This is a genomic window from Paraflavitalea devenefica (genome assembly GCF_011759375.1).
Lineage (GTDB): Bacteria > Bacteroidota > Bacteroidia > Chitinophagales > Chitinophagaceae > Paraflavitalea > Paraflavitalea devenefica.
Window position 1 is genome coordinate 648245 of sequence record NZ_JAARML010000003.1, and the last position, 20990, is coordinate 669234.

General features: G+C 50.0%; 12 protein-coding genes. 3 read left to right on the forward strand and 9 right to left on the reverse strand.

Features of this window, described 5'->3' with window-relative positions; translation table 11 throughout:
• Position 1: 1 nt before the first annotated feature.
• From HB364_RS20970 to HB364_RS21010, 9 genes are all read right to left on the reverse strand, one after another.
• Entirely contained in the window at positions 2-469 is a 468-nt protein-coding gene (locus tag HB364_RS20970; protein ID WP_167290277.1) for an SRPBCC family protein, read from the reverse strand.
• A gap of 6 nt (positions 470-475) precedes the next feature.
• Positions 476-799 carry an ArsR/SmtB family transcription factor gene (locus tag HB364_RS20975; RefSeq protein ID WP_167290278.1) on the reverse strand — a complete coding sequence of 108 codons (324 nt, stop codon included), beginning with the start codon at positions 797-799 and terminating at the stop codon, positions 476-478.
• Between the two features lie 193 nt (positions 800-992).
• Complete coding sequence (locus tag HB364_RS20980) at positions 993-1313, reverse strand: hypothetical protein (protein WP_167290279.1); 321 nt, start codon at positions 1311-1313, stop codon at positions 993-995.
• 99 nt (positions 1314-1412) lie between these two features.
• A complete protein-coding gene (locus tag HB364_RS20985; RefSeq protein ID WP_167290280.1) occupies positions 1413-2816 on the reverse strand; it encodes a TlpA family protein disulfide reductase in 1404 nt (467 codons plus the stop codon).
• Between the two features lie 71 nt (positions 2817-2887).
• Positions 2888-3511 (reverse strand): response regulator, encoded by a 624-nt coding sequence (locus tag HB364_RS20990; RefSeq protein WP_208420032.1) that lies wholly within the window; start codon positions 3509-3511, stop codon positions 2888-2890.
• 62 nt (positions 3512-3573) lie between these two features.
• Positions 3574-6594, reverse strand: a complete 3021-nt coding sequence (locus HB364_RS20995; RefSeq protein ID WP_167290281.1) for a sensor histidine kinase — start codon at positions 6592-6594, stop codon at positions 3574-3576.
• Positions 6595-6728: 134 nt separating this feature from the next.
• Positions 6729-15212 carry a SpvB/TcaC N-terminal domain-containing protein gene (locus HB364_RS21000; protein WP_167290282.1) on the reverse strand — a complete coding sequence of 2828 codons (8484 nt, stop codon included), beginning with the start codon at positions 15210-15212 and terminating at the stop codon, positions 6729-6731.
• Between the two features lie 12 nt (positions 15213-15224).
• Positions 15225-17162: a hypothetical protein gene (locus HB364_RS21005; RefSeq protein ID WP_167290283.1), complete on the reverse strand. Its 1938-nt coding sequence runs from the start codon at positions 17160-17162 to the stop codon at positions 15225-15227.
• An 83-nt stretch (positions 17163-17245) separates the two neighbouring features.
• Positions 17246-17971: an outer membrane beta-barrel protein gene (locus HB364_RS21010; protein WP_167290284.1), complete on the reverse strand. Its 726-nt coding sequence runs from the start codon at positions 17969-17971 to the stop codon at positions 17246-17248.
• 500 nt (positions 17972-18471) lie between these two features.
• On the opposite strand from HB364_RS21010, the gene HB364_RS21015 reads away from it, so the two are divergent.
• The 3 genes from HB364_RS21015 to HB364_RS21025 all read left to right on the forward strand — a co-directional run bounded on the left by HB364_RS21015 (position 18472) and on the right by HB364_RS21025 (position 20979).
• The gene (locus HB364_RS21015; RefSeq protein ID WP_167290285.1) at positions 18472-19449 is read left to right on the forward strand and encodes a hypothetical protein; all 978 of its coding nucleotides are present in this window, start codon (positions 18472-18474) and stop codon (positions 19447-19449) included.
• Between the two features lie 117 nt (positions 19450-19566).
• Positions 19567-20277: a hypothetical protein gene (locus HB364_RS21020; protein WP_167290286.1), complete on the forward strand. Its 711-nt coding sequence runs from the start codon at positions 19567-19569 to the stop codon at positions 20275-20277.
• A 255-nt stretch (positions 20278-20532) separates the two neighbouring features.
• Positions 20533-20979 (forward strand): SRPBCC family protein, encoded by a 447-nt coding sequence (locus HB364_RS21025; protein ID WP_167290287.1) that lies wholly within the window; start codon positions 20533-20535, stop codon positions 20977-20979.
• Positions 20980-20990 lie beyond the last annotated feature (11 nt).

Here is a 20990-nt window from a genome sequence, read left to right on the forward strand (position 1 = left end):
GTTATTTTAATTTGCTTAAGACCTGTTCTAATTGGTTATGTGCCATATTTAAGCCATATTCAAAAGGCAACTTCAGCATTTGATCCCTCAGTTCGATTGTTCTGTATACTATTTGCATATTGAGTTTGCTGGTGTCGTCGGTAAGTTTTTCAAATTCCAGGAACTCAAGCTGAACGTCAAAAGGGGCATTGTCCATTTCAAATGTCCGGGTGATCTTCTGGTTTGGCACAAACTCATGGATGACGCCATTGGCCTGAAATACCACGTTTCCCTGGGCATCTGTTGTTTGAAATTGCCAGCCGCCGTGCTTCTTATTTTCAAGCTTCAGCACTTTCGTCCCCATCCATTGTTCAACAATTTCCGCCTCTTCATAGGCTTTAAAAAGCAGCTCCAATGGCAGATCAAACTCCCTGGTTATCGTTAATTCCTGTTTGCCGGCTTCGGCATGGATCTTTGTTTTTCTTTCCATATTGTGCTATTTTTTGGGTTTGTATTTTTTCATGATGGCTTCCAGTTTATTGAACCGGTCATCCCACAATTGGCGGAATGGCTCTATAAAGTCTGCTATTTCTTTCATCTTTTGTGGGTTTAAGTGATAGTAGATCTCCCTGCCATTTTGCTCTTGTTCAAGCAATTCGCACTCCGTGAGTATCTGCAGGTGTTTTGAAACGGTGGGTCTGGCGGTGTCAAAATTGGAGGCTATGGTCCCTGCGGTCATGGCTTGGGAGGCTACCAATAACAGTATAGCCCTTCTGGTGGGGTCTGCTATGGCTTGAAATACGTCTCGTCTTAGGTTCATTGCGTAGCTATTTGACTACAAATATATATGTAGTTATTTAGCTACGCAAATTTTTCTTAACGGAAAGCCCTATGGGCTCTACAGGGCCTTTATCCCACCCGGTCCCACAACCGGCAACGGCGGTAAAAAAAGAAACCCCGGTTGCTACTCCGGGGTGACACGAATCAAAATGCGTTAACATTGATAATGCCCTTTAATAATAGTTATAATAAGAATCCGAACTGGTATTGGTCGAAGAAGATCTTCCGCTGATGACGAAGTTGTAGGTATTGTAAGGATAGAAAGTTGATCCATACACCACTTCGTTGTAAGGGCCATTGGGCGTAGACCAGGTTACCCGCAACGGCTGATCATAAGAATTCGGGCCAATGTGTAACAGGCTGCCATCGTAGGTAACTACAATCTGGGGACCTGAGCCGCCATTGTAATTCCAGGTGGCAAACGGACGATGGGCTTGAAGTGCGAAGCAGAGAAAAATGGATACCAGTAAAGTAATGGCACGTGTTTGTTTCATAACGATAGGTTTTTTGAAGTGATCTAAAAAGAAGTATGCTTAAGCGTAATATACTAAATAATAGAAAACTTAAAGAAACTATGGTGATCGTATACCAGGTTATTTTGCTTTGATCTCCTTGAGCAATTGCTCTTTAAATTCTTTTTTATCGGGTGTAATGAATTGGGCGGAGATTAATTTACCCTCGGGATCATACAAAAGATACCTCGGTACAGAACGTATTTCCAGTATTTTCAACAACTTGTTGTGCGAACCCTGTTCAAGGCGGAAATTATAAGGGTTGTTGTATAGGCCTTCGTCTTTACTGGCAGCGATCCAATCATCTATTTTATCATTTTCATCGATGCTGACGGATATAAATTTGATTCCCTTGCCGGCAAAATCGGGAAGCAGTTTTTTCAAATAAGGCATTTGCCTGCGGCAGGGGCCGCACCAGGATGCCCAGAAATCAACAAAGAGATAACTGCCTTTTTGCGACCGGATAAAATTAAAATAATTGAGCAGGGCACCTTTAATATCCTCCATGCTGGCCACTGCCTGCAGGGTTTGGTTTTCCCGCAGCGCTATCTTCGCCTGTAACAATGAATCATACCGGGGATCTTCGATACCGGCTTTTTTTATTCGTGCAATGTTGTTTTTTAATTGATCGGTATTGCCTTTGTAATTGCCGTGCAATAGGTTGAGCAGGAAGGAGCGGTACAATTCTGTTGAAGCAATTTTGGGGTCTGTCGTCGCAAAATAATCCCAGATATTGGTGGTGGGCTTTCCGGCCCTATAGGTGCGATAGGTAAGGATATTATAAAGTATGGAGTGGGTAAATGGAGATTGCAGCGCTGCTATCTTTGAAATATTATTTTCAAACCCGGTATAACAGCTATCGAGTATTTTTTTACCGGCAGGAGTGGCAGCCTGTTCCTTGGGTATGGCCATAATACCCCTTGCCTTGATCAGATAATTGAAATTGTGCAGGGCTTCAGTCACTGGTGGTTCTTTAGCAAAGGCATTGATCTTTCTTTCATTGTCTATATACCGCTGTTGAATATCCTTGATCATTCCCGCCAAACCTTTGGTCTGTAGCTGTTTGGTAATAACAGAAAAGCCTGGGAAGTACAGACCGGTCAGGTCCAGCAGTTCATCCAGGTAACCGGGGCTATAGCTGCCAAAAACAAAATGACGGCCATTTCGATCCAGCACAACGCTATCGCCGGGTAAGAGGAGCAGGCTACGCTGGGTGGCGGCAAACGTTTTACCATCCTGGCTAACATCAACGTTGGCATAATAAATATGAAAGGGCTTTTGATAGGAGAGGTGTTTGGTGACGGTAGTGTCGGTGCGGCCGGGGTTCCGGAAAGAAATATCAGTACCTGTCTGGTCTTCGCTGAGCGCGTTGAATATGAGCTGGCTCCTGTTGTCGAATCGGACAGCCATTACAGTTTTGGGGGGCTCAGCAGTTTGGGCCGATACGCGAATGGCGGCAAGCAGGAAGAGGAATGACCATTTCATGGCCTTGAGATGCACCGGCGGTTAATTTCCATAAATGGTCTTAAACAAATAATGCTCACGGTGCATACCCCCTATATCTCTCCCTTCAACGACTTTACAATCACCTCGCTTTTACTGTTGACCTGCAACTTGCGGTAAATATTTTTAATATGCTGGCGAACGGTCTCGAGGGTAATGCCAAGGCGGGCGGCGATCATTTTATAGCTCAACCCGTCTACCATGGCAGCGATCACCTGCTGCTCCTTGGCGGTGAGGGGTTCATTGTAGGTCCTTTTGGGGGCAAAATAATCTACCACCTTACGGGCAATGGTGGGCGACATAACTGACCCGCCTTTATAAATGGTATGAATGCAATTCAGAATTTCTTCCAGGGCGGTATCTTTTTGTAAATAGCCAACTGCGCCGGCGCAAAGCGCCTGAAAAATACGGTCGTTGTCCATGTATACGGAAAGTATGACGATGGATGCGTCGGGGAATTTTCGTTTAATACCGGGTATGCCCTCAATGCCCGATTGACCGGGTAAGCCGATATCGGTCAACACAATGTCCAACTGCTCTATCTGCTGCGCTTTATCGAAAAAATCATCTACCGAGCCCGCGGCGATGCTGCACTGTATGCCGTCACTGCCGGCAAAGAAGGCGGCCAGGTAGCGCCGCACCACTTCATCATCTTCTATTAAAGCGAGGTGAATCATCGTAATGCTTTTAAAGATAATCGTACGATCCTATATCTCCTATCCCATATAAGGGGTATAATTTATACAGGCACTTTCAGCAGTATGGTAACTCCCTTATCTGAAATAATATCGAAAGACGCTTTTAAGCGCCCGGCCCGCAACTGCATATTGTACAACCCATGTCCGCTATTGAATTTCTTTTCCCGTAATCCGGTTCCATCATCTTTTATCTGCATAATAAAATACCCGTTCGCTTTGTGTAACTCCACCTGCACCCGGGTAGCGCCGGCATGTTTCACTACGTTGTTGATGGCCTCCTTAAATATGAGGTATACATGCTGGCGGAATTCCATGGTCAGTTTTTCCTGTTGGGTAATGCCTGTATGGTTCAGCTCAAAGTCGATGTTGGCAGGTGTAAGCATATTGTGCAGGTGCTCCTGCATATATTGGATCATACCGTCCATGGTATCGTTCCGCGCATCGATGCTCCATACCACATCTTTCATGGTGGAGATAGCTCCTCTGCTGATACCGGAAATAGTGCCCAGTTGCTCCGCTATATCGGTGGTAAGGACATCGCGCTTACCGGCATCAGCCAGTACGGTGATGCGAACGAGCGAGCTGCCTACATCATCATGTAAATCGCTGGCAATGCGGGTGCGCAGGTATTGGATCTTTTTTACCTGGCGTATACGGTAGCGTACGATGAGCCAGGCAATGGCGGCAATGGCGGCTACCACCAATAGCATAAACCAAATGCTCCTGTAAAACACCTGCTTCACCAATATGTGAATGGTCAATTCGTTGATGCTGCCCGATCCGCCGCCTGTATTGCCTTTTATTTTCAGGGTATAACTACCGGGCGATAACCCGTTGAAAGAAATAAAATGCTGGTTGCCTATTGGATGCCAGGCATCGTCCACGCCCTGCAACTGGTAGAAAAAACGGTTACCGGCAGGGTCATACTGGTCTGACAGCATAAAGTGAAAGGAAAAGAATTTATCGCCGGGCGCTATCACGGCATTGGTAAATGACTGCAGGTTGAATATGGAATCGATGGTCAACCCATCACGGTCGATCTTGCTGAAGCGGGTAAGGGCTATGGTAACGGGCCTGACGGTGGTGAATACTTTTGCGGGATCGAACTGCATATAGCCATTCAGTCCCCCGGCGATCATTTTTCCGTCCGGCATTTTGTACAGGGCCTTGCGGTTGAACTCATCGGTATTCAATCCATCTTTTGCATAGAAGTTGGTGAACTGCCCGGTTTGCCGGTTGAAATAGCTTAACCCGGCATAGGTGGTGATCCAGCAATCGCGGCGGGCATCGAGCAGCACTCCACAAACGGTATTATTGCTCAGTCCATCTTTATTGGTGTATTGTTGTACTTCTTTGGTGTAGGTGTTGTACCAGATCAACCCTCCCCCGGCCGTACTGATCCAGCAACTGCTGTCGCCATCGAAGGTAATATCATTGATGCCGAAATCGAGTACGCGATGTACAGGCTCTTTCTTCACTTCCCTGGTGCGGGTATTCACTTTGTATAATCCATTGGCCGACCCGGCCCACAACCATTCACCTTTTAGGACGAGGCTCCAGCAAGGCAGCTCTTCAAAAGGCATGTGGCCGTTCTGATCGCGGAAAGGCCACATTTCACTGGTAACGGGATCGAAGGTAAACAGGTTGTGTTGCCCGCCCGTCCAGAACAGCCGGCCATCCCAGGCAAGACTGAACTGGGTGATGCTTTGCTGCCTGGCAGCCTCGTCGCCTTTTGCCTGGAAAATATCCATCACCCCCGTTTGCAGGTTATAGCGACTGATACCATACCCTGCCATCCACAGCAAGTCTTTACCATCGTACCACATATCATAGACATAGCCAATGTCGTACCGGCCATCGAGTGGCAAATGAATGGTGTTGTTAACAACAGGCAACACCGTGATGGGTGGTGCGCCAAAAGTAGACAACGCAATGGTGGTATCCCCGCCGGTGCTGGTGCGTGTCCGCTTCAGCAACCCGTAATTCTCTGTTCCGGCATAGAGGTTATTGTAACGGTCGGCCATGATTCGCCGGCAGCGAATGTTCTTCAGTTCCTGACCCTGTATGATGAACGGCAGATTGGCGAACGACGCTTCGCGGTTGGACAGTTTGATGATGCCATTATCGGTTCCCGCCCAAATAGTATTGTTATTGTCTTTGAACAAACAAAATACGATGGAGGCATTTACTGTTGCCAGCAAAGAGCTGTAATCTGTTACCTGGCGCTGCTGTAAGTCGTATTTCACCAGTCCTCCACGGTCATTGCCCTGCCATACATTGCCGGCTGCATCCACGCAATGAGCGGCGCGCAGGTGTAAATTAGGGCCGCTGACAACATAGGGATTTTTCAACCAGTTGTCAAATGCGCCTTTATTATACCGGCTGATGCCGTAACTGGAAATACCCCAGGTAACGTGCCGGCCATCAATGTAAATTTTCGAGTAGTCATTCAAATATGTTACAGCCGGGCCGATGTGTTGCCCGCTGTTTGTAGCACGTCTGTTCACCAGCGTAGTGGGCTGGTCGAGGTAAGACAACCAAACCAGTTCATTGCTTACTTCAGTAACCGAAGCCAACACCATATCTTTTCTCAGCAAACTGCTGTCGATAGCAACCTGCGTGAATTGCCTGTCGCCGGAAAATTCAGACAGCCAGGTTTCTCCCATTACCCAGGTACGCCCATTATGTAATTGTTGAATACTGCGTATGGGGCCTGCTGGCAATGAAGACGGCATGGCATCCTGGTGAACAAATTGCCGGATGGTATTGGTGCAGGGATCGAGGATGTTGAGGCCGTTTTCGGTACCGATCCAGATAAGCCCTTTTTCATCCTGCATGATGGCCGTGACGGAACTGTTGCTGAGGGCAGGCTGGCTTAGTATGTTGTATTGGATAAAAAAAGTGCCATCGTAGCGGTTCAATCCGCCGTTGGTGCCAAACCACAGTATACCGGCCTTGTCCTGCAATATGCATTGAACGGAATTGTTGCTGAGGCCGTCTTCTACGGTGAGGCGGGTATATTGCAGGGAAGTCTGTGCCCCTATAGTCAGGGGAAGCCACATAACCAGGAAAGATATTAAGGCAGTATTCTTCAGCGGTTGGGTTTGGGTTGTGGAAAATTACTTCAATTTTAGAAAAGCACCACATAGGACATATAGCACATAACGTGCATATGGAGTCTTATGTAGTGCAAACCCTATCTCCGCTTTACAGAAATCGAATTCCTGACACTGCTTAAACTGTTCCTGAACCCGGTGTTCCTGCGCACCGGAGCTTTGATGTGCAGGGTAGTGGGCAGATTGTCACCAATACTTAACCGTTGTGCCGGATGCAACCTGATAGCCGATATACTGTTCCTGTGCAGTTTCACGGTTGAAAGGCTACGCTGCCGGTTCAGGCCAGATTGGTTGCTTGTTGAGTTCCGGCGTACTACGCGCACGGGACTATTATCGTCGCGATCGTAGGTTTCCGGGTTGCTCCACATACCATCATCATCATCGAGCGTGGGCGACAGGTTGGGCGTAGGCGCGGCAGCAGGCGTGGCTCGCAGTTCTGCCACCGGGTCGTCGTTGTTCGCTAAGTTCCTGTTGTATCGGTTCTCCAATAGAATATTTGCATACCTGTTGGCCAGTATTTTCCGTTTGGGGTTGTTGTTGAGTTTTTTGAGTTTGTCCTTCGATAGTTTATCGTTCGATCCTTCGGAGGCCTTGTTTTCCACCAGGTCCGATTCCGCGTCTGTCGATCCGCTGTAGCTGACCTTCGATACCGACGGGTTGGCCACCATGTCGCCGACCGAATTATTGCCTGTGAGGCTATAGACGCCACCTCCATACCCGGGATACCCATCGCCGGAAGGATCGGGCACCGTGAGCCACTGGCTGAGTGCGGGATTGTAGTATGCGGTGTTGTAATTGTAATAGCCGGTCTCTCCATCGAGGCCTTTTCCATTGAACAGGTAAGGTGTTTCAAAAGAACCGGTCTGTTTATAAAAGAATATTTCGCCGGTGGGAGCATATTCTGCCTGCTGTGTCACTTCGCCCTTAAAGTTGGTGACGTAGTTGGTGCTGCCGGTATTATCGACGTGGTAGAAATAAATGCTGCCTTCGTATATATGCCCGGCCTCTTCAAAGCCATAACCGGCTTTTACCGAATCACGCGAAGGAATGGCGTTTACAAAAACCGGCGGACCATTGGGCGGACCAACAGTATTTCCTGGCCAGCCGGGCGGCACATCGGCCGCGGTGGTATCGGCAAATACGGGTGCCGCAATGCCGGTGTTTTCGGGTTTGGCCCAGAACAGTTTATCGGTGGGCGGACCGGGGCTTACGCCCAGGGAAGCATAATACTCGTTGCGCGCCTTTTCGATCAGGGCGGCTCTTCTCATGTAATCCACGCCACCGGCTGTTAATCCTGTTTGTGGAAAGGTAATATTGGTGAAGGTGCCATGCCCCTGCTTGCTGGCTATGCGCTGGCCTTCGATATAATAATGCTTGACAAATTCCGATCTTTTCGCGGCCACGTAAGGACTTACGTATACGGTATAATTATCGGCATGGTTCACCGCGCCGGCCGGTGCACCGTTCAACCAAAGGTTTTGCATACCGCCGCTGCTTTTTACTACGCGGTTGTCATCGGCATCGTAGGTATACTGGTTCAGTATGCCCTTGTTGATCACTGCCATCAGGCGATTCTCTTCGTCGTAAAAGTTTTCAATATCACCATAGCCCAACTGGTTGCCATTGGCGTCGTACCTGTACTGGTTGGGACCGATCTGGATAGCCTGGTGCGGCGCATGATCACCGTACGTATAGTTGTGGTTGTAATTGTTTTCGCTGGTGGGGCCATACCATGCCTTGTGTACAATATTGCTGAGGTTATCATACTGTAGTTTCAACCCAAAACGCGCTGAGCCGCTGAACTCACCGGTGGCAGAATCCAGGCGATACTGCGCATCGTACTGGTAATCCTGCCTGGTAGCACCGGCCTGTGCATCGTTGACAAAACCTGTTATATTGTTTACCGCATCGTATTGGTAGGTGTTGTTCAGCATGGGCTGCCCGGCGGGCGATAAGGCGCGCAACTGTGTAAGCCGCCTGCGCAGGTTATCATACCGGTAGGTATTTTCGGTGCCGTTGCTGTACCGCATGTATACGCGCTGATCAAACTCATCGTATCCCAACTGGTCGATAAATTTGTAGCTGCTTCCTTTTTTAAGGCCATCCATGCTTTTAAGGCCACCACTTTTGTTGTAATGGTACATGATCTCTTCGCCGTCGGGGTACACCATTTTTTTAAGGCGGTTCCAGGAGTCGAATGCCTGTTCGCTTACATAGGTGGTCGCAAAGCGTGGACTGGTCAATACGGTACGGATGGTTTTCACCACCTGGCCCTGCATGCTGTAGTAAAATTCCTGTCCACCGCTGCCATCTTCCTGCAATATGACGCGGCCTGCTTTGGCGCCCGTGCCAGGTGCGCCGTAGGTATATTTTACTTTGTTCTGGTATTGGCGTGGATAATCTATTTCTGTGAGGCGATCGTACTCATACTGGTATTGTATTGCTCCGCCATTCGTGATCTCCTGCCGTATCCGCGCAGTGACCTTTTTGAGCAGGTTGCCGGCCAGGTCGTATTCGAAAGTGGTTTGTCCGGCATCCGGGTGCTGCGCTGCTATTTTGCGACCGAGGTTGTCGTACGTGGCGGTAAAGGCATTCCCTGCATGGTCTACCACCTGCACCACTTCTCCCATCGCATTGTAATCGTAGCGGGTGGTGAGCACGCCACCTGGCGTATAGGTTTTTAGCAATCGGGTATTGCCATGCACATCGCTCAGCTTTTCTGTGCGGTTGCCCAGGGCATCGGTCACCATCATGCTGAGGCCACTGTTGCCGGATGTCCAGGCTATCGTGGTGGTAGCGCTGTCTGCGTATACCTGTTTTACCAGACGGTCGGTAACATCAAAGACGGTCCTCGATTTGAATTTGCCCAGGTCGCCATTGAGCTTTCCGGTAGCGGGGCCGATGGCTTCCAGCACGGGATACCAGGACCTTATCACGCGTCCAAATGCATCGAACTCGTCGGTACCTGAAACCACCATCGTTTCTTCATCGGCCAGGGATGCTCCTTTAAATAAAGAAACTTGTTTCTTCAGTTGTATAGATCGGCCCCATCCATCTGCAAAGTTGAGGATGTTGATATCGCTGTTGTATTCCGGATCGTAGTGCCTGGTAACGGCATTCGGCACGTCATCACTGTGGTGATAATCGACGGCGATGGTATAGGGCTTTCCGGCTGTCAGCTCATACGGACCAGTGAAACGAATGAGGCGCCCATGGTCATCGAACTGGTAGCGGGTGGGTTCGTTGTTCCTGCTAACGGTGCGCGTGGCCACGCCAAACCGGTAATCGTATTCGCTGGTGGTGGTATATCCAAATGCATCTGTTATCTTAATGGGATAGCTGTGTACGGCCGGATCGTATTCAAAGGTATACGTCATACGCTGGTTCTTGTAATTGGCCGGCTTGGTGAGTGTGGTGATGTTGCCATATGCATCGTAACTGAGATCAGTGACTGCTGCAGTACCATCGGCGAGGAAGGATTGTATTTTGATGAGCGCGCCTGATGTATTATACGTGGTAGCACGTTTACGTTTCACACCTTGCGCATCGCCTATCTCTACAGAAGCCGGCGCCGATTTAAGGTACAGGTTGTCGTCATTGTGGTAGGCTATGGTGGTTTGGTTCCTGCCGGCGGATGTGCCGTCGCCTTCATCTTCTATGCGCGTGATATTGCCCAGTGCATCGTATTCATAGCTGGTTATCTTTTTTATGTTGGTGGTGACAGCTCCTTCGTAAAACAGGTTTTCTGTTTGTTTCAAAGCCGGGAAGCGTACAGAGTCCTGTACGGGCTTAATGTCCCAGGTGAATATTGTTTGTGTATACTTGTTGCCTGCTGCATCTTCGGTCCATTCGGCAGCGGTCAGTCCTTTGTTGTAATAACTGGTATTGTAGTACTGCTGCACGTAGCTGCGGTATACTTTGTTCTGATCGGCGGTATTCAGCTCACGCGTGGTGACTTTGCTGAATCCGTAAAATTCCCGCTCGTGCCGGTCCTGCCGGCCGCCTTCGTATTCAAACCGCCGGCGAATGGTATCTACCCCATCGCCCGGAACCCCATCGTAGGCCGTTACGTTTTTCATCACCCATTTGCTTTGGGGCATATCGAAGGTATTGCCCATCCGCTCATAATCGATGGTGAAGTATGCTTTGGCCAACGGACCCTTTACGGTACGCAGCATATTGGTGCGTCCAATGGCTGAAGCGGAAGCAATGAGCTCTGCATCGTCTTTCGACTCTACATAATCGGCATAGCCATCGCCATCAATGTCCATAAATGCTTTTTCCTGGCGGGATGCGCCCTGTCCACCGTTGCCACTGGGATTGATACAGATCTTCAGGAATATAATGTAGATGGGTATGGTGATGGTAACGGCCATGTTGAAGGATTCGCCTACGGACATCAAGGCTGCTATATCGCTGAAGCCCTTCCATTCCATCAGTGGCCCAAAGCCGGTGCCAGTGTTGAAGCGCACATATACTTTATCGTCGCTCATCGATAGCTGGTCGGGCAGGCCATCGTTGTTGAGGTCGTTAAACATAAAAGAATTGCGGCCTTCTGTACGGGATATGCCGAAGCCACCTTCAAAGGAGCCGCCATCGATGTTGATGCCCAGCCCACCGCCATACGACAAGCTCTTCGCCTTGTCGATATCCCTGAAGTCCCACTGTTCGGGTGGAGAAAACCGGTATCCCAGGTTGAGCATTACGTGCCCGTTGTCCCAGATACGGTCGGGCAGGCCATCGCCATTCATATCCATCCAGGTGCCGCCAGTGTAATCGTCGTTAAAGTTCAAGCTGCCTGAAATACCCATAGCTGCCCTGGCGGTATTCTGTGCACCGCTGGCTGCTTTGGTGGTTTTGTTGCCGGTGAATGCTTTTTCATATTCCCCGCCTAAACCAACGCCTTTTTGAAACCCATAGGTGGCGGCAACGCCCATGTTATTATAAACAGTGTTACCACCCAATCCGCCATGCGGCAGGGTATATTGCATGACGTGCCTGAGATCCCAATCCATGATATCGCCTTCGAGATGGCGGTACATGGCATCGGGGTACCGGTCGCCATTGAGGTCCATCATGTCGGCATCGATGTATGTTGTAGCATACGACAAGCCACCGCTGGGCCCTACGCCAAAGGCCGTGACGCCCAGCGAGTAGCTGGTTGTTTCGGTGGTACTTGTTTTGTAGATCGCCCCGGCGCCGGCGGGCACACTGTCTACCGACACATCGTGCATGTACAACCGGGAGCTGCTCATGGTATTGGCGGTCACATATACGCTGGTATCGTAGCCCAGCCATAACTGCCGGGTGGGATCGGAGTACAGGGTGACGAAGTTCGCCTTCGAAGGGTTGGGCATGTTGCCCATGTTGGCCGTGTCGGTAAAGGCGTTGGGATCGGTAGAGTAGCTGTTATTGAATTCATCGAGGTTCAGCTTGGTCTCGTTGATCGGTACATTGCCCTGGTCGCCTTTGAATGCAAACTGCCCCCATCCGCGAAACTGCGCCCCGAGGTAATCCTGCGGGGGATTGGTATACAGGTTGGCCGGCCATGTGCCTTTCAATACCAGTGTATCTTTTACAGTGCCTGTACTATCTACGTAGGATGAATCCATATACTGGTTCACTACTGTTGGCCCGAGGTAAGCGGCAAATTCCAGTGAATCGGTGGCATATTCCAGGAACAGTGGTTCGCCGGCATTGCGTATGAGGGGGATGCTATCGACTGGATCCATCACGCCTCCATTCACGAATATGCGCCGGCGTGCATATACGGTGTCATTACCCTTGATGGTAAACCATAAGGTACCATTGCCGCCTCCGCTTACCTGCGGCCATAGTATGACAGTATCTTTTTGCGCTGCCGTAACTGGCGGCGCTATCCTCAACCATTGGTTGTAATTGGAATTGTCGGGAATGGGGTAGCCTTCCATGGTGGGCCTGCCGCCTGTTGATGTAACGGGCGTTGCATCGGTAAAAGCCACATAGGCATAATGGGGCGACCACTGCATGGCGGAGCGATCGATGTAAGACTTTGATATTAGCGTGAAATACAGTTCATCGGCCGTATCTACAGCAATCTGATTGGGTACCTGCACCACCTGATCGATCACCTGGTTACCGCTATAGCCTTGTATGAACCGGACCGTTTGCACATTGTTTCGACGATGCGTGACCTGCAGGAATACGGAATCAGTGGTGACCTGTTTTTTAAACCAGCCACCGATGGCTATGGTTCCCTGCTTGCCCATACCCACGGCATTTTTGCTGTGCAGGACAAAGTCTTCCGATGCCCGGTAGTAATGGCTGGTTTTATGGTGGCGGTCCGATTGCAGTGTTACCGCAGTTGTATACTGAATGATGGGATCCCACTGTACGATATCGTCTTCACCATTGTATACCGATTGCAGGCGAAAATAAATACGCTGTCCTTTGGTGACCGGTAAGCCGCTTACGTTGGTGGGTGTTTTCGGGGTGAAATCATTGGGGCCGATGGTGGCGCTCCACAACGTGTCGGCACCTTGTTGTATGCTTACGCGTACACCATCTTTTTTGTTATTGATGAAGCCGGTTGGATTAGGCACTTCGATCAACTGCACCGGTGCGGTGATACTGATGGTACCGCTCACCGGCGCTTCCCAAAAACGGATAACATCCTGCAAGGGAAAATCACGTTCCTGTTTTGCCTGGCGGGCGGTGTCTATTTGCAGGAAGGCGGGATCGATCCTGCCGGCGAAAACGGGGCTGGGTGTTTCTTTGCTGTTGGTGGTGAACTCCGGATCGCCCTGTGCGTTCAGGTGATTGAAATACACCACACCACCATCGGCAATATCGATCAGGCCATCGCCATTGAAATCGGCAAAGAAGATTTTGCTGGTGGTGGTGGATGTCATGTGTTGTACGCCGAAAAAGCCGTTGTAGGGCAGCGCCTGTCCTCCGCCGCCGATATTCTCTGTTTTGCTGGTGCCAAAATCGATCACTCCGTTGATGATCTTTTTCTCGCCAAATTGCCGGAGGCCGCCACCGAGGTTGGGCCGGTAATACAGGTGCATACCGGTAAGCAGGTCGAATTTCTTGAACACTTTATCGGGCAAGCCATCGCCATTGATGTCTATGAGGCTGAGTATTTCTTCCTGGTTATCCTGCCCGTAGGTAAAGCCTCCTCCCACAGTGAGCTTTTTGCTCCATACGCCGCCTGCAATACCACCCAGCGAAATGACCAGTCCACCGGCAGCACTTTTCACTTTTGCCACACTGATGGCTGAGCCATGGTCTTCGAACTGAGGTATGGGGTTGATGATGCCGCCTTTGATGTTATCGCCGGGCATTTGCCAGGGCGATAGAGATGCTGACGATTTATAGGTATTGTTGTCCCTGACATCATCATAATAATCGAAGTCCTGGCTGTAAAACAAACTGTCCTTATTGTCCAGTTCCCGGATGCTTTTCAGCAATGTTTTGTAAAAGGCGCCTTCTGCGTATGTAAACTCGTAACTGCGTATAAGGGTGCTGTTATACCAGATGCGTACCTTTCGCAGCAGGTCGGCGCTCACCTGTTTAAATCCCAGGCGGGCGTCGATGACTATGTCTTTGCGCCTGGTGATATCGCCCACGTGACTGTTGCGCAAGAATTCCAACTGGTAGGCGCCGTTGGTATTGCCATGACCGGTATAAAATATACGACGCAGGTATAACTGCCGGCCCTGCTGGGTGCTGCCAGTAAGGCCCGGGTCTTCTGCGGTTTCATATTCGTAGCGCACATTGTTGTCGTTCAGGTCGCGGGTTTCGGTGAGCGCCCAGTAAGCGATGTGGCCGCTGTCGTCTTTCAGCACAGACCCGTTGTCTACGCCCGTGCCGGGACGACCTCCGTAGTAATTTTTACGGCCGTTCTTTTCGGCCACTTCCCACCAGTAAGTGGCGGGGCTGTTGCCATGGCGAATGATCTTACTGAAGTCTTCTTCTACCCGGGGATAAAAACGCTTTTCGGCTGTGCGGGCCACGAAGGTATCGCGGTTGTTGACGGGCGCCAGTTGTTCGCCGCTCAGCAGGTACATTTCTGTTTCCAGCGCTGCATCATAGCGGGGAACGCCCCAGCGGGTATCGATGCTTACGGAGGGGGTAAGCAGGTTCCATCCCGTACCCATCCAGGAAGTGCCGCCTTCGTTGTTGTACAGGATGTTGACGGCCGGGTTCATGCCCTGGCGCCCCTGCGGCAGGTTCATGGTAAAATTCAGTACGGCATTGCCTAGGCTGTTGGCCGTGGGCGTAGGTATCATGGCTATGCCGGTGGCGGGATCGGCGGCTTCAAAGTCTTTGATGGAAGTAGGCGCATATCCCTGTGTGGATGGTTCATCGGGCAGGTTGATGAAGGCGTCTGTGGGATCAGAGGTAAGCACTACCTGGTGGCTGGCGCCGGCATGCGTAACGACCGGCTTTTTTGCTGCTGCTACCAGCTCCTGGCCAGGCGCGCTTATGAATAGTGGCATTGGCGGTTGTTGCCTGCCGATATAGGCGGCAGCCAGCACAGCACCTGAACAATATAATAGAAAGGTAATTTTCTTTTGCATACGTGGCGCTTATCATTTTACAATTACCAGTCTTCTGCTGGTTTTGGATAACCCGGCTATAAATACCAGTTCATACATGCCGGCGACTGTCAGCTCACCGGTGAACAGGTAATTGGAGCGGCGATCTCCTTTTTGTGTCGTGGTCAATTTGCCTTCCGGTGTGTATACCGACATGGTTACCGGCGCCGGTTCATCGAGCGTAACCCGTGCTGCAAACCGGCCGGTGGATGGATTGGGAAATACGGTTACATCGTACAGCTTGTTGTTGGGAATGGCTTTTACGGTTATGTCCTGGTGATTGTAACAACCGTCCTTACCGCATCGGATGGTGTATACGCCGGGCCTGGTAATGCGCACCTGCGGACTGAATGATTGAAAATTATCCGGCCCTTTCCATTCCCAGCTCAGACCGGATGGCAGGCTGGCGCCTGCATTGAGTGTGACCGTGCCTCCTGCGGGCAACGTATACTGACCGGCCTGCAAAGCGGGCAGGGGCACATCTGTATAATTGATATAAAATGAATCTGTATAGCTGTGTTGGCTGGCATCGGTAACGATGATCATATATTTACCGGTGGGCAGGGATGAAAATGTAAGGGGTGTAGTTGGATCGGTAATGCGCCGGTTGGCGATAACGCCAGTGGCGCTTTGTACTACCAATTGAAATGGTGCTTTGCCGCCCAGTATGCGTGTTTGCAGGCTGCCTGTGGCCTGTTGTGTGCAGGCAGGCTGATCGATGATGGTTTGTAATAACAGGGCTGGCCCGGCGATCAGGGTCCAGGCATCTTTACCGGACCCATCTTTATCCCACACCACGTTGGTAAAGGTGGCGATGCCCTGCTTATCCAAGGCAGTCATTGGCAGGTAGGCTGTTGCGGCCGTGTTGAAATTCCCTTTGCCCGATGGATCAATGACCAGCCAGTAAACGGGTTGCAGTGGTAAGCGCGCGTCTACCGGTTTGGTATCTATTTGTACCGTGGTGGAGTAGGATGTGTTGCCAGCTATCTTCATCAGCCAGGTGCGTTGCAGCATCAGCGGTAAGCCGGCTATTTTAGGCGCCGGGATGAACGGTTTATCATTATCGCCCCATATCAAAAAAGTATGGTTGGCCAGGGGATCTGCTGTTGTTACCGTGAGCAATCCCGGCGTATTGCTGCTGCCTGCTTTGGACTGGTACAACCCCGCCGTATCATCGCGGCCGATGCCGGCAATATTGTGATGCCATTGCGGGTAATCGTATCCCTGCCAGATGGCTTCGCCCGCACTGTTGAGGTAGGTAGCCCCGGGTTCCGTTAAAGTGATGCCGTATTTCAGCGCCAGCCAGGAAGCCACCTGCAACCGTTCTGTGCTGTTCAACACGCGGTTGTACACGATCAGTTCCGGGATGAGTCCATTGAAATTAATCACCGGTACTTTGGGGGTAATGGGCTGGCCGCCGATGTGTAATGTTTGGGAAGTAATGGCCTGGGAATCTTTTTCTTTCTGCTGCACATATACATTCACTTTAGGCTGGCGCCTGATGACATCATAGAAATTCATGTAGCGGTAGGCCGGCAGATCGGCCATACGGTCGGTAGTGAGCACCAACCCCGTGTTGCTGTTTTGTGTGGTGTACCAGATGCTATTCTCGCGGGCGGTATCGGTGGTTTGGTACACGGTAAAAATGCTGGCGCTGCGCCAATCGCGGCTGCCGAGGTGCACGGGCAGACTGTGCCGGCCATCGAGCACCAATGCCGGATGAAAATTCAGGTGCTGCAGCGTGGCCTGATCATAGGTGAGCCAGGTGGTATCAGTAGGTAAGCGGCTGCGTAAGCCAGCCTTGTTGTTGTTGGTATCTGCGGCATACCAGCGTATAGCGCCACCCACCCCACCGGGATTGGGGGTAGGGGATTGCGCAGGCGCCACACAATAAGAAATGCCCAGCACAACCAGGAGTGCGACGATTTTCATGGTTTCAATATTTAGAGCTTTGCTAAGGACTACCTAATGTTTTCAAGAGCGGATATGTCAGTCATTAACAGTGGCGGTGGTGCTTAGTTACTCTCGAAGAAGGAGGACATATTGAATCCCACGGAAAGCTCCCACACGGAGTTGTTATTTTTCGTGGCGATGAAATTATAAGAGTTGGCCTGTGTTTCTACCGCACTGGTGGCGCTCCAGTAAAAGCGGCCGTTGATCTTCACCGCGTCCTTGATCATCCAGGACGCATCTACTGCCACCCCGAAATTATTTTTGCCCCGCAACACATTGCGCAGTTGCTGCTGTTGTTGCAGGTCGGTACCAAATGCTTCTTCTTTGCCTTCGCCCCAGGAGGTATATTTTAAATTTCTTGTAGCTACGTTAATACCAAGGAATGGTCCGGCGCCCAACGCCACTGTTTTTTCAAAAGGAAACCATTTGGCCAGTCCTACCAGGTTCACATACTGGTAGGCGAACTCCATTTTGTAATGGAAGTCGCGCTCGTAGTTGCTGAACTCTACGTTGCCGCCCTGCCTGGCATACAGGATCTCTGTCTGGAACCCCAGCCGTTTATCTACCAGGTTGTAATCGTAATAGATACCCAGGTGCCAGCCGTAGCGGCCTGTTTCTGTGATGCTGTAATTAATAAAGTAAGGTTCGCTGAGGATGATGGTGGACAGGTTGCTTATTTTTGAATAATTGGCCCCGGTTTTGAAGCCGAACGCATATTCCTGGGCATGTGTAGTGCGGTGGCACAAGAGTAATAGCAGCCAGCAAAGTGCCATCCTGATCATCCGCATGGGTTGGGTGTTTGGCTGTAAAGGTTGTGGAAAATATGGGATGGAGCAATCCCATGAAGATGGGAGAATTGGAGGGAGGCACGAAATTGACTGGCTGTTTTTAGTTTTTTTACGGCGTTTTTTGTAACTTCCATTTATATGAATAACAGCGGCTTATATTATCTTTCTGCTTTCTTCTTACCTGTTGGTGCTCAACTGCCGCTGCGCCGATTTCCGCGTCCCGCCTGCATTTGAGGCTTGTTTTCTTGCTACTGTCTTGCTATTATCTTGCTACTGGCTTGGCTCTGGCTTCCGACCAGGTAGGCTGATCTGTTGTGCATCCTTGCCGGACCTGCGGCGGAGCCCCGGCTGACGGTTTCCGATGAATTATCTTTTTTACGGCGTGCAAAAAGTGCAAAAAACGGACAAATCGGCCATTTGTGCAGGTTTGGACCGGAATGGGACATGCCCATTTGGAAAGGGGGTATGCGGCGTTGTAAGTTTGGATAAAACCCAATCTTATGGCAAAAGTGACCAGTTTAATTGAGCTCCGCGGAACGATTGCTGACCTGACGTTCCGCAAAACGGAGGATGGTATTATTGCAGGTATGAAACCTGGTCCTACCCGGGAGAAGGTGCTGACGCATGAAAATTTCAAACGTACACGGCGCAATGCGGCCGAGTTTAAACTGGCCATCCAAGAGGCGACGTTGTTGCGTCATGCGCTGGGCACGGCGCTGAATGGGAAAACGGGTTCTTCCCTGAACGGGCGTATGAATGGTTTGTTTTGCAGGGCCGCCCGGCAGGATGGTGTGAGTGAACTGGGAATCCGCCGGGCTTCGAAAGGGGATACCGGTTTGCTGCGTGGTTTTGATTTTAATAAGCAATTATTGCTGGAGCAGGCGCTGCCTGTTCGATTAACGCATCAACTGGATGTAGAGACGGGCGTCTGCCGGGCGGAAGTGCCTTGTTTTATTGCCCGGAAGCGAAAAGGGTTTCCCGTGGCGGCTACGCATTTCCGTATTGTATCGTGGGTGGCAATGATTGATTTTATTCATGGGCATTACAGGCAGGATGTGCAGCGGAGTGAGCTGTTGCCGTTGCGTAAGAAAACGCCGGAAGGGATGTGTTTTGAACACCGGCTGGAACCGGGCGCCGGAAAGGTGATGGTACAAGTGTTGGGTATGGAGTTTTATAAGGTGGTGGAGGGGAAAGAGGTGTTGGTGAAGGGCAGCGCGGTGCGGATACTGGAGGCGGTGAGGGTGGAAGAAAAAGGCAACGAGGCAACAAGGCATCAAGGCAGCGAGGAAGGGGAGCCAGAAGGCAATGATGTATTGAGGCATCCCACGTTCGCTGAAGCTTCGGTGGGCGAGGAAGTAGGGAAACACGAGATGAAGCCGAGCTGTGCGCCCATTTTCGGCCCAGTAAGGGCCCCCGCTGGAGTAAAGACAGCACCTACAAAACAATGGCCCCAGGGTGGGTTACATAAATACCCTTAGCCACCGGCTGATTAATCATTAATACAATGGAATACTCTATCGCCTACTTGTAGTTGCCTGCCCCGGTGATGTATTATTGTGCAGTGATTTAAATCCTTCACTTTAAAAAATCACTTTATGGGTCGCTATCTTCTCAGCAGCGGTTTTACCAGGCAATTCCAGCAGGAATCTACCTGTCATTTCGATGTAGCAGCAATACCTTGCCAACACCTGCTTGTTAAAACGTTTGGCCACAACGAAACTGACATCCGTTCTTTCAGTCAATGGCTGGCACCCCAATTGCACGACGAAGCTATTATCCAGGGCCTGCAAGACAAACTGGCCAATCATGATATTCCCGCCACGCAACGCTTATACGCATTTGTACAGGAGACCAGTCAGGAATTGGCTGCCCAGGCCAAGGCAGAACCGTATACAGCCCATTATTATAATCATTTGATAACCCTGCTTCATTCTTTCCTGGACCTGATCGATGCTTTTACGATGCATGGTCTTCAAATGATTGCCTGCTCCACCACAGTATGCAGTACCGCAGTAAACAGCCAGCCGGAAAATAGTGAATGGGTGAGCAAGGTGTACAACGTTATGGAAGATTACCAGTACCAGATCATGGAATATTTTCAACACTTTGAGTTGCTTTTAACAAAAGAATCAGCCGGCACCGAAAATAATAGCCGTGTACTGGTTAAGTCGTATGTAGCTCACTACCTCGATACCATCCTCCACCACACAGAGCAACTGATTAATAACACTGATTCAATACTGGAAATGCTGCATGGCTGGGAAACAGCCCTTCAAAACCGGGAAGAGCAGGAGTTGTATAACTGATGTTCTTTTGAATTGTTCTACGCAGTTCTGGTCGTTTCCCCGTACAATTCTTTTCTCCCGCCTTGCTTCCAATAATTATTGGCTGTTGCAAATACTATGTCCAAATCAACCCGCTATAAAGTCCATTTTATACCCCATCTGCTGAGACGCTGAACTTTAGTTTTGTGTATACGCGCATTATCAGGATGCTGGTGCCGATGGTCTGTTCGTCACCGGTGTTCAAAAACAAGTATTATCAAAACAAACTACAAGAAAATGACAACAACAGATTTTACGCTCACGCTAACAACGGAGAAAACTCCTCAGGAAGTGTTTAAGGCTATTACCAACGTTCGTGGTTGGTGGTCAGGATATTATTCTGAAGAAATCATAGGCAATACGGATAAACCTGGTGATGAGTTTAGTTTTCGTGCCGGAGATGGCGTACATTATAGCAAACAAAAACTGGTAGAAGTAATACCCAACAAAAAAGTGGTATGGCTGGTAACGGAAAGTGAACTGAGTTTTGTTGGTGAGAAGCATGAGTGGACGGGTACCAAAGTGATTTTTGACATTTCAGAAAAAGGGGGTAAAACCGAACTCGTATTTACCCACGAAGGGTTGAATCCAGCATTTGAATGTTATGAAGCCTGTGCTCCGACCTGGGCTCAATATCTACGCAACAAATTATTGCCGTTGATAAATACTGGTAAGTTGCAATAGCACACAGAGCA